This window comes from Microbulbifer taiwanensis, assembly GCF_014904815.1.
In the GTDB taxonomy this organism is placed as follows: Bacteria; Pseudomonadota; Gammaproteobacteria; order Pseudomonadales; family Cellvibrionaceae; genus Microbulbifer; species Microbulbifer taiwanensis.
Map to the genome: position 1 here is coordinate 24,349 of NZ_JACZFR010000025.1, position 13,402 is coordinate 37,750.

At 63.4% G+C, this 13,402-nt stretch carries 11 protein-coding genes; 7 read left to right on the top strand and 4 right to left on the bottom strand.

Annotation, left to right across the window (positions count from 1 at the left end; all coding sequences use genetic code 11):
* Positions 1-284: 284 nt before the first annotated feature.
* From IG627_RS08290 to ypfJ, 4 genes are all read right to left on the bottom strand, one after another.
* Entirely contained in the window at positions 285-3,107 is a 2,823-nt protein-coding gene (locus IG627_RS08290) for a TonB-dependent receptor domain-containing protein (RefSeq protein ID WP_193191888.1), read from the bottom strand.
* Between the two features lie 128 nt (positions 3,108-3,235).
* Complete coding sequence (locus tag IG627_RS08295) at positions 3,236-5,008, bottom strand: collagenase (protein ID WP_193191889.1); 1,773 nt, start codon at positions 5,006-5,008, stop codon at positions 3,236-3,238.
* Between the two features lie 119 nt (positions 5,009-5,127).
* On the bottom strand, positions 5,128-5,409 hold the full coding sequence (locus IG627_RS08300) for a peptidylprolyl isomerase (protein ID WP_193191890.1): 282 nt from the start codon (positions 5,407-5,409) through the stop codon (positions 5,128-5,130).
* 71 nt (positions 5,410-5,480) lie between these two features.
* Complete coding sequence (gene ypfJ / locus IG627_RS08305) at positions 5,481-6,401, bottom strand: KPN_02809 family neutral zinc metallopeptidase (protein ID WP_193191891.1); 921 nt, start codon at positions 6,399-6,401, stop codon at positions 5,481-5,483.
* A 121-nt stretch (positions 6,402-6,522) separates the two neighbouring features.
* On the opposite strand from ypfJ, the gene IG627_RS08310 reads away from it, so the two are divergent.
* From IG627_RS08310 to rodA, 7 genes are all read left to right on the top strand, one after another.
* Positions 6,523-7,098: an LON peptidase substrate-binding domain-containing protein gene (locus tag IG627_RS08310; RefSeq protein ID WP_193191892.1), complete on the top strand. Its 576-nt coding sequence runs from the start codon at positions 6,523-6,525 to the stop codon at positions 7,096-7,098.
* Positions 7,099-7,165: 67 nt separating this feature from the next.
* Complete coding sequence (locus IG627_RS08315; RefSeq protein WP_319024526.1) at positions 7,166-8,455, top strand: glutamate-5-semialdehyde dehydrogenase; 1,290 nt, start codon at positions 7,166-7,168, stop codon at positions 8,453-8,455.
* A gap of 239 nt (positions 8,456-8,694) precedes the next feature.
* On the top strand, positions 8,695-9,372 hold the full coding sequence (gene nadD / locus IG627_RS08320) for a nicotinate-nucleotide adenylyltransferase (protein ID WP_193191893.1): 678 nt from the start codon (positions 8,695-8,697) through the stop codon (positions 9,370-9,372).
* 7 nt (positions 9,373-9,379) lie between these two features.
* On the top strand, positions 9,380-9,742 hold the full coding sequence (gene rsfS / locus IG627_RS08325; protein ID WP_193191894.1) for a ribosome silencing factor: 363 nt from the start codon (positions 9,380-9,382) through the stop codon (positions 9,740-9,742).
* A gap of 20 nt (positions 9,743-9,762) precedes the next feature.
* Positions 9,763-10,239, top strand: coding sequence for a 23S rRNA (pseudouridine(1915)-N(3))-methyltransferase RlmH (gene rlmH / locus IG627_RS08330; RefSeq protein ID WP_193191895.1), 477 nt, complete (start codon positions 9,763-9,765; stop codon positions 10,237-10,239).
* 126 nt (positions 10,240-10,365) lie between these two features.
* The gene (gene mrdA, locus IG627_RS08335) at positions 10,366-12,252 is read left to right on the top strand and encodes a penicillin-binding protein 2 (RefSeq protein WP_193191896.1); all 1,887 of its coding nucleotides are present in this window, start codon (positions 10,366-10,368) and stop codon (positions 12,250-12,252) included.
* On the top strand, positions 12,245-13,390 hold the full coding sequence (gene rodA, locus IG627_RS08340; protein ID WP_193191897.1) for a rod shape-determining protein RodA: 1,146 nt from the start codon (positions 12,245-12,247) through the stop codon (positions 13,388-13,390). Before mrdA ends, rodA begins: the two co-directional genes overlap by 8 nt.
* The last annotated feature ends 12 nt before the right edge of the window (positions 13,391-13,402 follow it).

The window sequence follows — 13,402 nt, forward strand, 5'->3', positions numbered from 1 at the left end:
GTTGGGCTGCCTTTCAATAGAGATTAAAAAAGCCGGATGCGATATCGCACCCGGCTTTTTTATTGCCACATGTAGGATGGGCACAAATCGGCAGGACAGCCGATTTGGTCGCCGAAGGCGCGCGAAGGGCGAGCGCCATGGATGGCGCGAGTCAAAGAAGCGCAGCGACGTGCCCATCGGCGGGCGTCTGATGGGCACGCTTCGCTTTGCCCATCCTGCAAAACAATAAACCCCAAATAAAAAAGCGCCGCAAAAGCGGCGCGCAAGCAGGAGAGGGCGGGCGATTAGAAATTCATCGTTACGCCGGCGTAGAGGTAGCGGCCGAGCAGCGAGTAATTGGCGGAGCCGTAGGAGGTATAAGGGTGGTCGGTCCAGCGCTCGTCGGTGAGATTGTTGATGCCGAAGTAGCCCTCGGTACTTTCGCTGAACTGATAGCCGGTCCAGAGGTTGTAGTAGAGGGAGTCGGGGGTTTCCGGTTTCGAGAAACGATCAGGGTTGCCGTCCAGTTCTATGGGGCCGCCGGCGGTGTATCTGGTGGTCAGCATCACGGTCAGGTCATCGATACTGTAGGTGGTACTGAAATTGGCCTTCCAGTCGGGGGTATAGTAATTCCCTGCGTAGTCGGTAGTCTCTTCCTTGCCGGTCACCAGGTTGAGTTCCGTATAGGAGCTCTCCAATTGGTGGGTAGCGACCAGGTTGAGTCGCAGGTCGCCGGGCAGGCCCAGGGCGTTCAGGCCGAACAGGTAGTCCGCTTCTATATCCACGCCGCGGCGGCGGGCACCGTCGGAGTTGATGAAGGTGTCGCGTACCGAGAGCACATCGCCGTTGTCTGCGCGCACCACCAGGGCACAGAAGTCGTTGTCGATGGTCTCCATGTCCACGCAATATTCCATATTGGCGTTGGCCCCGAAGCGCACGATCATATCCGTCATATCTATATCGAAATAATCGAGGGAGACGTTCAGGCCTTCGACAAAGGTGGGCGTGAAGACGATACCGGCGGTAAAGGTGGTGGCTTCCTCTTCCTTGAGCGCCTCGTTGCCCTCGGAGATGACCTTGCCGCGCAGTCCCTTCAGGTTGGAATCCCAGCCCTCCTCGATCCCCAGTGCCTGACAGTTGGCCTTGCGGCGCCCGTCGTCGGGGCCGCCGTTGATCTCGGCGGAGTCGCAGGGGTCGGTGAGGCCTTCATAGCCGATGCTGGTGCCGAGGAACATCTCGCCCAGTTGCGGCGCGCGCACCGCCATGGAGTAGACGGTGCGCAGGCGGACGCTGTCGTTGATGGCCCAGTTGAGGCCCGTCTTCCAGCTGCCGAAGTTGGCGGATTCGGTGGAGTACTCGGCGCCGCGCAGCGCCGCCTCGAATTCCAGGCTCTGCACCGCGGGCAGGTCCGCCAGCAGTGGCACCAGCAGTTCGCCATAGGCCTCGCGCACGTTGCGGCTCCTGTTGTCGATGGGGGTCTGCATCGAGGTGAGCAGGCCGGAACTCCACAGTGTCGACGGCTGGTAGTCGAGGCTTTCGTAGCGCGCCTCGGCACCGGCGCTGAACATCACCTCGCCTGCGGGCAGGCTGAAGAGGCCGCCGCTCAGGTTGGCGGAAAAGGCGTGTTGCTTTACGTCGGTGCTGGTGCTGTGCTTGGCCATTATGTAGTCGAGAACCTCGCGGGAAGCGGGTTCGAAAGGTGAGAACTCCGGGCAGTTGCCGGCCTCGGCGCAGGAGCCAATCAGGGAAAAAGTCTCGCGCTCGATACGGTCGAGCCGGAATTGGTTGCCCTGCACCAGTTCTGCCTTGGTATAGCCGCTGGTCAGGTAGGTATCCCATTTCCAGCCATTCTGCAGCTCGCCCTCCAGTGTCACACTGGCGGACAGGTACTCGCGCTCGTTGGTGTGCCAGCGCGGACCGGCCTCGTCGAAGGTGTAGGGCACGGCCAGCCAGGCGTAGTCGTGGCCGTCCAGTACCTGTTGCACGCTGTCGGGTACCGCGATGCCGTTGGCCTGTCCATCCACAACCTCGTACCAGTTGGAGGAGATAAAGTCCGGATCGATTTCATCGTAGGAATCGGTTTTCGAATACATCAGGTCGGCGCTGATGCGGGTGCTGTCGCTGATATCGAAGTGCGCGCGGGTATAGGCGTTTAATCGCTCGTAGGGGCCACGGGCCATGTTGTAGGCGTTGGGATCGAAACCGGAACCGTCGATGGTCATCCAGCCGTCGGCGATGGCGGAGGCGGGGGTGCGCAGGCTGGCTTCGTCACCGTCCAGCTGATACCAGCTGGTGTCGTCCGCGGCCGTCCATAATCCGAAGGTGTTACCGGCAATATTGAAATCCGCGTAGGTGACGCCCTCGGCAATGATCTTGTCGGGAATGCCGTCGTTGGGGCCGGTATCTGCCGGATTGGTCATAAAGCGCATGCGGCCGGCGGCGTTTTTGCGATCGCGGAAGTAGAGCGGCTTTTCCTCGAAGTAGTCCACGGAGGCGGCGAAGTTGCCGCGGCCGTTGGCGAAATTCTCACCCAGGGTCAGGGTCACCGCCTTGTTGGCGCCGCCGCCGGCCTCCGAGTCGCCGATCTGGCTGCGCAGGGAGATACCCTCGAAGTCGTCCTTCAGAATAAAGTTCACCACGCCGGCCACGGCGTCGGCACCGTAGACCGCGGAGGCGCCGCCGGTCTGCACTTCCACCCGCTGTACCAGCTCACTGGGGATCATGCCGATCTCGGACACCATGGTGTTGTCGTCGGCGGTGATCTGCACCGGACGCTTGCCGTTGACCAGTGCCAGGGTGCGCTGTACGCCCAGGTCGCGCAGGTTCAGGACATTCAGACCCGAGTTGCCGAAGGAATAGCTGCCGCTGGTGGCATCGAAGCCCTCGCCGAACTGGGGCATTGTGGACAGTACTTCGTTCAGGTTCAGTTCGCCGCTCATCTTGATCGACTCTGAGTCGATCACCGAAGTGGGCGCGGGGGTGTCAAAAGTGGAGCGCTGGATGCGCGAGCCGGTCACCACCACTTCTTCCAGGGCGGCATCGCCGATCTCCGGTTGCTCGTCTGCGAAGGCGGGGTGGGCGGCTGCGGCGGCTATCGCCAGGGCCAGGAGTTTCTTATGGGTTTGCATGGCGCTTTCCTCGTTGCATGTGATTTATTTATTTTGTGCGCAGAAGCAATATCGAGATTAGCGTCATTTTACTTTGTGTGCAATAAGTTGTTTTTTGCCGGGCGACGCGCTGCGTCGCCCGGCAGCCGTTACCCCCTGTGGCGGTGCTGCTCGTCCAGTGCCAGTTCCGCCGGTTGCAGATAGTCGCGATAGAGATAGCGATACAGCTGCCGCGGCAGCTGTTCGCGCTGCTCGCCAGTGGCCAGCTGCTCCGACTGCCGCTGCAGCCACTGACTGAACTGCGGCTGCAGCTCTGCGGCCAGCTGATCGAGCAATTGGCGGTAGCCATCGAAGTCGTCCCGGCGCAGCTGTTCGGCGAGGCGGGGCAGGGCGGCGGCGTCCTTCTCGCGCAGGAAGCGGATGGCGAAATAGCTCCAGGAATAGACCCGCGCGGTACCGTCGGCGTATTCGGTGGCGAAGATTTCACTGAGGCCCGGCCACTCGGATGGCCGGCTGTCGGCCAGGTCGCGAGCCGCGCTGTCGTAGTCGTCACCGTGGGCTATGTAGTTGGCCAGGCCCTCGGACCACCACACCAGGTGGCTGGGGAAATGGCCGAAGGCGCCGTACTTGTTGAAGCGGCCGTCCAGGTAGTGCACATATTCGTGCTCCAGGTTCCAGATGCCGAATTCAGGCCCCTTCCAGAAGGTCTCGAAGGCGATAAAGCGCGCCTGGTTGTCGGCTCTTTCCGGCTCGCCCTCCAGGAACATGCCGCCGTTGTCGGTGTGGATATCGAACAGCAGCTGGCCGTAGCGGTTGTACTGGCTGTAGTTGTCGAACACCACCACTTCCAGCGCGCGATTGTGGTCGTCGGCCACCGGCTTGCGTTCACTGGCGAGCTTCTGGTGGAAGCTGTCCTCGCGGGACAGCAGTTGCTGGCAGGTTTCCGCCAGTTCCGTTTCGCTCATGCTGTTGGCACGGATCACCAGTGATGGCGAGCAGTTGTGTGTGATCGGCAGTGCCTGCTGCTCGTCGGGAAAACTGCAACGCCCGGGGAACTCTTCCTCGCAGGCGCTTTTGCCGCGGTAGGAGCTGACCAGGTAGGGCTGGGTAAACAGCTGGCGGCGCCGGGGTTCATCGAGTTGCTGCAGGTCCCGCGACAGGGTGGCCCAGACTTTTTCGTCCAGCTGCGCGGATGCGTCTTCCTCCAGCAATACGTGCAGGTTGCCCAGGGCCCAGAGGCTGTGGTGCAGCGGCCAGGCATCGCCCAGTCGCGCGGCATTGTCACTGCGGGCAAAGGCGAGCAGCGCGGCGGAAAGCGGATACTCCTCCGTCAGTGCTTTTTTGATCGGCGGTCGGCCCTTGGCGCTGTAGGCGAGAAAGCCGAGCGCGCGGAAGTTTTCCCACAGGCTGTACTGTTCCGCGCGGTTCAGTTCGCCGGAGCGGTAACGTTGCAGTATGGCGGCGACGGCCGGCAGGTGTGCGGCGACACGGCCGGCCAGGGCATCGCGGTCGTAGTAGCGGTACAGGGTCACCGCAAAGTGTTCCTGCAGGCGCGCGGCGATCTGGTCGCGGGCGCTGAAAGCGGGATGTGCGGAGAGCTTGCTCATCACTTCATCCAGCGCCAGCCACTGCAGGTCGTCCAGCGGCTGCAGCGGGCCCAGGTAGCTGTAGGCGCGCAGGAAATACAGCAGGCGATCCACTTCCCCCGTATCGGCATCGGGATCGGCCAGCAGGCGGTCCAGTCGGGTTACGGCGGCGCGGAAATGCGCTGGGCTGTGTAGCTGGCCCGGCTGCCACAATTCAGCCTGCGGATTCAGCAGTTCCTCGAGCTGCGGGCTCTGCTCCGGCTTGCCTGTACAGGCGCACAGGGCGGTGAAGGCCAGGGCGAGGCAGAGTGGTGTGAGTATGCGATATCTGTACATGGCGGCTCCCGATCACTTTATTTATTTTGCGCACAATAGCATAAATGGTCGAAAGGCCAAGGGAGAGGAAACAAAAAAGCCGCGACTGTGCGCGGCTTTATTTCTGGCAGGCGGTGTGATCAGTCGCTGCGGCTGGTGATCTCCAGCAGGTGGTAGCCGAACTGGGTCTTGACGGGACCGTGCACCTTGTTCAGTTCACCGGAGAAGACCACCTTGTCGAACTCGGGCACCATCTGCCCCTGGCTGAATTCACCCAGGTCACCGCCGGAGCGGCCGGACGGGCACTTGGAGTGCTCCTGGGCGATCTTGCCGAAGTCGGCACCGCCCTCGATCTGTTTTTTCAGGTCCTGACACTGCTCTTCGCTCTCCACCAGTATGTGGCGCGCCGTGGCTTTGGGCATGGGGATCTCTCCTAATTCAGTTATTTACCGGCAGCATCTTAGTGCGCTCGTCCGTCCGGTGCCACTAATCACTACTGCTGGCGACCGGAGAGCGCGGCAAAGGTGTTGCACTTGTTCACGTCACCGCTGGTGAAGCCCTGCTTGAACCAGTAGACCCGCTGTTCGGCGCTGCCGTGGGTAAAGGCATCCGGGGACACGGCGCGGCCGGAGCGCTTCTGCAGGCGGTCGTCACCCACTGCCGCGGCGGCGGCCAGGCCCTCCTCGATGTCGCCTTCCTCGAGCAGCTGCCGGTCGCGGTGGGCATAGAAGGCCCAGACGCCGGCGAAGCAGTCCGCCTGCAGTTCCAGCATCACCGACAAGCGATTGGCGGTGACCTTGTCCGCCTGCATACGCGCCTGCTGCACCTTCTGCGAGGTGCCCATCAGGTTCTGCACATGGTGGCCCACCTCGTGGGCGATCACATAGGCGAAGGCGAAATCCCCCGGCGCGCCCAATTGCTTGAGGTCGCCGAGGAAACTCAGGTCCAGGTAGACCTTGTTATCGCCGGGGCAGTAGAAGGGACCCACCGCGGCGCTGTTGAGGCCGCAGGCGGAGCGCACCGCATCGTCGTAGAGCACCAGCTTGGGTGGCACATAGCGGGAGCCGGCGGCCTCGAACAGCTGGCCCCAGGTGTCCTCGGTATCCGCCAGTACCACCGAGACAAAGTCGGCGACCTCGTCGCCGGGCGCGGGCTCGCTGCCGGACTGTCGCGACTGTTCGCTGTCCAGGGACGGGGCCTGCTGCGGCGCGCCCTCGAACAGGCGGTCGCCGCCGAAGAAAAAGTAAAAGGCGGCGATGGCGGCCAGGATCAGCCAGCCCTTCTTGCTGCGCAGCAGGAAGGGCGCCAGCGCCAGGAGGTTGCCGAGGCCACCCATGCCCCCGCCACCCATGCCGGGGGATTCGCCGCGGCGGTCTTCCACATTGCTACTTCTGCGACCCTTGCGCCAACGCATGGGACTTCTCCACAACCTGGTTTCTAATCAGTCTAGACGAGTTGGCACAATATTCTTTTCCGTTGCCGACCGGCGCGGATGTTATCTTTAAGGTCAGAAGGTTTGGACCAGAGAGTAAGTTTTGCCGCAGATTCCCCTGTTTCCGCTGAATGTGGCGCTGTATCCCGGCGTGACCCTGCCGCTGCGCATCTTTGAGCAGCGCTACCTGCACCTGGTCAGCGAAACCCTGAAGGCGGATTCCGGTTTCGGGGTGGCCCTGATTCGCTCCGGCGGTGAAGTGGGGCGCGCCTCTGTGTGGCCGCTGGGTGTCTACGTGAACATCGTCGACTGGAGCCAGGGAGAGGAGGGGCTGCTGCATGTGCAGGTTACCGGGCAGCGCCGTTTCCGCATTACATCGACCAGCCATGCGGAGGATGGCCTGCTGCTTGGCGACATAGTATGGCTGCCGCAGGAAGCGCCGAAACCGATCCCCGCCGAGTGTGACGGCCTGCTGGCGGTGCTGGACGAGCTGAAGCAGCACGCGTCCATGCTGACCCTCAAGTTTGATCCGGTCGACTCTGCCGATGCGCTGTCCTGGCAGTTGGCGCAATTGCTGCCGCTGGACGACAAGGTACGGGTGGAGTTGCTGGCCATTGAGGATCCGCTGGTGCGCCTGGCGGATATCGCCTCCAACCTGGATCGCTGGGCCAGGGAGTAGCCGTCCGAATCGCGGCTGAATTGACGTATACTGCGCGGCCCATCGAACGCCGCCATGGAGAGCCACAGTGAACAGTCCCGTTGCCGAAACTACCGATCAGCAATCCACCCGAGCAAAGCTCGAGGAGATGGGGCGTGCAGCGCGCGCCGCGGCGCGACTGATGGCCCGTGCCGATACTGCCACCAAGAACAGCGCGCTGCGGGCCATAGCCGCGCAGCTGGACGCCCGGCGGGCAGAGATAGCCGAGGCCAACGGGCGGGATATGCAGGCGGGTCGCGACAGCGGCCTGGATGCAGCGCTGCTGGACCGGCTGGAACTCAACGATGACCGTATTGACGGCATGATCGAGGGGCTGCACCAGATCGCCGAGCTGGCGGACCCGGTGGGCGAAGTCGAGGACCTGAAATATCGCCCCAGTGGTATCCAGGTGGGCAAGATGCGTGTGCCCCTGGGCGTGGTGGGTATCATCTACGAGTCGCGCCCCAATGTGACCATCGACGCCGCCAGCCTGTGCCTGAAGTCCGGCAACGCGACCATACTGCGCGGCGGCAGCGAGGCGCTGCACTCCAACGGTGCCATCGCCGCCTGTATCGCTGCGGGCCTGCAAGAGGCCGGGCTGCCGGAGACGGCCGTACAGGTGGTGGACACCACCGATCGCGCCGCCGTGAGTGCCATGATCACCATGCCGGAGTACGTGGACGTGATAGTGCCCCGCGGCGGTACCGGCCTGATTGAGCGGGTCAGCCGCGAGGCGCGGGTGCCGGTGATCAAGCATCTGCACGGTGTTTGCCACGTCTATGTAGATGACCGCGCCGACCTGGAAAAGGCCTTTGATATCGCCCTGAATGCCAAGACCCACCGCTACGGCGTCTGCAATGCGATGGAAAGCCTGTTGGTGGCCGAGGGCGTGGCGGCGGAGATACTGCCGCGCCTGGCGGCGGCCTATCGCGACAAGGGGGTCGAGCTGCGCGGCTGTGAGCGCACGCGGCAGATAGTCACCGATTGCAGCCCGGCCAGCGACAGCGACTGGAGCGAGGAGTATCTGGCGCCGGTGTTGTCGATCCGGGTGGTCGAGAATATGGAAGCGGCCATGGACCATATTGCCCGCTACGGCTCCGGCCACACCGAGGCCATAGTCAGCGAAGACTACAGCCGCGCGCGGCGTTTCCTGGCCGAAGTGGATTCCAGCTCGGTGATAGTGAATGCCTCGACCCGCTTTGCGGACGGCTTCGAGTACGGACTGGGTGCGGAGATAGGAATCAGCACCGACAAGATTCACGCCCGCGGTCCTGTGGGTCTGGAAGGGCTCACTTCGCAGAAGTGGATAGTGCTGGGCGACGGTCATATCCGCGAATGATCCGGCTGGGTCAGTTGGTGAGGCCAGGGTTCTTGCCGAGGGCGCCGAAAGGGCTATCCCTTTCCGGGACATGGGCTAGGCGCCCCCCTTCAATACATCCCTGGACCCAAAGCACTCGCTGCGCTCGCGGGGCCGGCCCTACGCTCGTAATCGGCATCCATGCCTCATACGGTCCCGGAAAGGGATAGCCCTTTCGGCGCTGTGCCACGATGGTGTGTTTGAGTCTTGAAATACTATTGATGAGTAACAAACTGCACACCATCGCCCTGTTCGGCGGCACCTTCGACCCGGTGCATTTCGGCCACCTGCGCATGGCGCTGGAACTGCGCCAGGCGCTGGATTTCGACGAGATGCGCCTGGTGCCCAGCCACCAGCCCAGGCACCGGCAGACACCGGGCGTTTCCGCCGGGCAGCGCCGGCAGATGCTGGCGCTGGCGCTGGAGGGCTGCGACGAGCTGCAGCTGGACGAGCGCGAACTCGAACGGCCGGGGCCCACCTACACAGTGGATACGCTGGAGGAACTGCGGGCGGAACTGGGCGACCAGGTTTCCATCAGCTTTTGCATGGGGCTGGATTCTCTGCTGACTCTGCCCAGCTGGCACCGCTGGGAGCAACTATTAGAATTGGCCCACCTGGTGGTGGTGACCCGCCCCGGCTGGCAGCTGCCAGCCGGTGGAGAGATCGCCGCAGTATTGAAGCGGCACAGAGGCACAATCGGGGATCTGCACACAGAGTCCCGCGGGCGCTTGGTGGTGCGGGAGCAGACACTGCTGCCGATTTCCGCCACCCATATCCGCCACCTGATTGGCAGCGGCCGGTCCCCGCGCTATCTGCTGCCGGCGGCGGTACTGAATTACATTGACGACAATCAACTCTATCGGGAGACCGCGGAAAGCGGCGACCCGAGCGACGAATAAAGGTGTTATGACAAATATCAAAGAAATCGCCCTGGCGGCACTGGACGACCTGAAAGGCAAGGACATCGTCTCCCTGGATGTATCCGAACTCTCCGACGTGATGGACGACCTGGTGATCTGCACCGGCACCTCCAACCGCCAGGTCAAATCCCTGGCCGACAATGTGGTGGAAGAGGGTAAGAAGGCCGGCGTGCGCCCCATCGGTGTCGAGGGTATGGAGCAGGGCGACTGGGTGCTGGTGGACTACGGCGACCTGGTAGTGCACGTGATGCTGGCGGATGTGCGCAGTTTCTACGATCTGGAGAAGCTCTGGTCCATGACGCCCAATACCCGCGAAGATGCCGACGGCAGCGACCCGCACGAGGCCTGATTCCCGGTGAAGGCCCGCCCATGAAAATACGAATCGTGGCTGCCGGCGGCAAGATGCCGGGCTGGGTACAGGAGGGCTACGCCGAGTACGCCAAGCGCCTGCCGCGGGAGCTGGCGCTGGAGATGGTGGAGACCCCCCTGGGGAACCGCGGCCAGAAGAGCTCGCCGGCCCTGATCGAAAAGGCGCGACAGAAAGAGGGCGAGGCGATGCTGGCTGCCCTGGGGCAGCGCGACCATGTGGTCGCACTGGATGTGCAGGGCAAGCCATGGAGTACCGAGCAGCTGTCACAGCAGCTGCAGAGCTGGCAGATGCTCGGCGAGAATGTCAGCCTGCTGATCGGCGGGCCGGACGGACTCTCCGCCGACTGCCTGGGGCGCGCCCGCCAGCGCTGGTCCCTGTCGCCGCTGACCCTGCCGCACCCGCTGGTGCGGGTACTGCTGGCGGAACAGATCTACCGGGCCTGGAGTCTATTGGCGGGCCATCCGTATCACAAGTGAGCGGTGGCGGGTGGTCGGTGGCCGGTGTGAATTGCCGACCACTCGCCACCAACCACAGACCACTTATGGTAATGTACGCAAATTAGACAAATTCCGCGCCATCCACCGAGCCAGTCGCACGCCTCCATGCCCCACGACCTGCACCTCAAAGACCCCATCACCGAGCAGCGGCTGTTTCGCAACCGCATGCTGGTGGCGCTCGTGGGTGTCGCGGTGCTGCTGGGGGTGCTGGTGGTGCGCTTCTACAACCTGCAGGTGGTCAACTACGACGACTACCGCACCCAGTCGGATGAGAATCGCATCCAGGTGCGCCCGGTGGCACCGACCCGGGGGCTTATCTACGACCGCAACGGTACACTGCTGGCGGACAACCGCCCCAGTTACAATCTGTCGATAGTGCGCGAGCGGGTGGGGGATATGGACGCCACCCTGGAGCTGATCGGCCACCTGGTGCGCCTCGACGACAGCGATGTAAAGAAATTTCAAACGCGCCTGCAGCGGCGGCGCCCCTTCCAGCCTGTACCGCTGCGCTTCCGCCTCAGCGAGGAAGAGATAGCGCGAATCAGCGTGAACGAATTCCGCCTGCCCGGGGTGTCGGTGGAGGCGGAGCTGGTGCGCTACTATCCGCTCACCGACCTTTTCGCTCACAGCGTCGGCTATGTGGGTCGCATCAGCGAGCGCGACCTGACCACCTTTACCGAAGAGGATGTGCGTCGCTACCGCGGCACCCAGAGTATCGGCAAGGCGGGCCTGGAGCGCTCCTACGAAGACCTGCTGCTGGGCGAGGTGGGCTACGAGAATGTGGAGACCAACGCCCGCGGCCGCGTGCTGAAGGTACTGGAGCGCCACGATCCCAAACCGGGATCCGAGCTGACGCTACACCTGGACGCGCGCCTGCAGAGAGCTGCTACAGAGGCCCTGGGGGACAGGCGCGGTGCCGTGGTGGCCATAGACGTGAAGACCGGTGGCGTGCTCGCCTTTGTCAGCAAACCCTCCTTCGATCCCAACCTGTTTGTCACCGGTATCAGTTTCAACGACTACCGGGCGCTGTCCGACTCCCTCGATGTGCCCCTGTTCAATCGCGCCCTGCAAGGCCAGTATGCGCCGGGCTCGACCCTGAAGCCCATGATGGGCCTGGGCGGCCTGGAAGCGGGGGTGATCAGCGCCGAGACCACCATCAAGGATCCCGGCCACTACAAGCTGCCCAACGACCCGCGCATCTACCGCGACCATATACGCTGGGGCCACGGCAACAAGGTGGATCTGATCCAGGCCCTGGAGCAGAGCTGCGATACCTTTTTCTGGGACATGGCCTATCGCTGGAATATCGACAGCATGCACGATATCGCCACCCGCTTTGGCCTCGGCGCCAAGTCCGGCATAGACCTGCCGGTAGAGCGCCCCGGTCTCTTCCCGTCGCGGGACTGGAAGCGCGGCGCCCGCGGCCTGCCCTGGTTCCCCGGCGACAGCCTGAACGCGGTGCTGGGGCAGGGCTTCGTACTGGCCACGCCGCTGCAACTGGCGGTGATGACCGCCACCATCGCCAACCGCGGCACCCACTACAAACCCCAGGTGGTGATGGCGGTGGACGGTGTGGAGCAGCCGCCGGAGGTGCTGCACCATGTGGAGGCCAAGCCGGAAAATTGGGACCTGGTGTTCAAGGGTATGGAGGCGGTGGTCTACAACACCCGCGGCACCGGCAAGCGCGCCGGCAGGGATCTGGAATTCCGCGTGGCGGGTAAATCCGGCACCGCCCAGATAGTGGGTATCGCCCAGGGCGAGCGCTACGAATCCGAGGCGCTGAAGGAGCGCCACCGGGACAACGCGCTCTTCGTGGCCTTCGCCCCGCTGGATGACCCGCAGATTGCGGTGGCCGTACTGGTGGAGAACGGCGAGAGTGGGGGCAAGGTGGCCGCCCCGGTGGCGCGCGAGGTATTTTTCGACTGGATGTCGCGTCCGCTGGAGCAGACGGCGCGGCGCGAGGGGATCAACGGGGGGCAGGACAATGGCTAGTCGCGATTACGCACACCGGCTGCCGGATTCCCACGGCAGCCTCAGCCGCCCGGTGAGTCTGTCTCGCCGCTGGCATATCGACGTGCCGCTGCTGGTGCTGCTGATGGTATTGGCGGCGATCGGGCTCGGTGTGCTCCACAGTGCGGCCGGTGGCGATGTGCACTATGTGAAGCGCCAGGCCGTGTTTATGGTGGTGGCATTTGTGGGCATGTTTGTGGTCGCACAGATTCCGCTGGACGTGTACCGGCGCTGGTCGCCCTGGGCCTATATCGGCGGCTGTGGGCTGCTTGTCGCGGTGCTGTTTATCGGCGTGGGTGCCAAGGGGGCCCAGCGCTGGCTGGAGATCAGCGGTTTCCGCTTCCAGCCCTCCGAGGCGATGAAACTGGCGGTGCCCATGTCGGTGGCCGCCTTCCTGCACAAGCGCCAGCTGCCGCCCTCCTTCTTTACTGTGATCGGCGCCCTGGCGATTGTCGGCGTGCCGGCCGCGCTGATCGTGCGCCAGCCGGACCTGGGCACCTCCATCCTGATCGCCGCCTCGGGCCTGTTCGCGCTCTACCTGGCCGGTCTCAGCTGGAAGATGATCGGCGCTGCCGCCATGGCGCTGCTGGTCTCCGCCTGGCCCATCTGGCAATGGGGGCTGCGCGACTACCAGCGTCAGCGCATCCTCACCCTGCTGGACCCGGATGCGGACCGTCTCGGCGCCGGCTGGAACATCTTCCAGTCCAAGGCGGCCATCGGTTCCGGCGGCCTCTACGGCAAAGGCTATATGCAGGGCACCCAGTCGCAGCTGGACTTTTTGCCCGAGAGCCACACGGACTTTATCATCGCGGTGTTGTCGGAAGAGTGGGGCATGCGCGGCGCACTGCTACTGTTGCTGCTGTACATACTGATCATTGCGCGCGGCATCTATATTAGTTTTATGGCCCAGCAGGTCTTCGGCCGTCTATTGGCGGGGAGTATTACGCTCACTTTCTTTGTCTATGTGTTTGTGAACATCGGCATGGTCACCGGGCTGTTGCCGGTGGTGGGGGTGCCGCTGCCGATGGTGAGCTACGGCGGCACTTCGCTGATTACTCTGATGGCCGGGTTCGGTATCCTGATGGCCATCGGCACAGAGCGTCGCAGGGTCTCTTTCTAGAGTTGTGGATTG

Bases quoted from the DNA above. Each gene is read 5' to 3' on its own strand.
- nadD (WP_193191893.1), top strand. From the start codon at position 8,695: ATGAGTAACAAACTGCACACCATCGCCCTGTTCGGCGGCACCTTCGAC.
- IG627_RS08300 (WP_193191890.1), bottom strand. From the start codon at position 5,409: ATGCCCAAAGCCACGGCGCGCCACATACTGGTGGAGAGCGAAGAGCAG.
- mrdA (WP_193191896.1), top strand. From the start codon at position 10,366: ATGCCCCACGACCTGCACCTCAAAGACCCCATCACCGAGCAGCGGCTG.
- rodA (WP_193191897.1), top strand. From the start codon at position 12,245: ATGGCTAGTCGCGATTACGCACACCGGCTGCCGGATTCCCACGGCAGC.
- ypfJ (WP_193191891.1), bottom strand. From the start codon at position 6,401: ATGCGTTGGCGCAAGGGTCGCAGAAGTAGCAATGTGGAAGACCGCCGC.
- IG627_RS08290 (WP_193191888.1), bottom strand. From the start codon at position 3,107: ATGCAAACCCATAAGAAACTCCTGGCCCTGGCGATAGCCGCCGCAGCC.
- rsfS (WP_193191894.1), top strand. From the start codon at position 9,380: ATGACAAATATCAAAGAAATCGCCCTGGCGGCACTGGACGACCTGAAA.
- rlmH (WP_193191895.1), top strand. From the start codon at position 9,763: ATGAAAATACGAATCGTGGCTGCCGGCGGCAAGATGCCGGGCTGGGTA.
- IG627_RS08295 (WP_193191889.1), bottom strand. From the start codon at position 5,008: ATGTACAGATATCGCATACTCACACCACTCTGCCTCGCCCTGGCCTTC.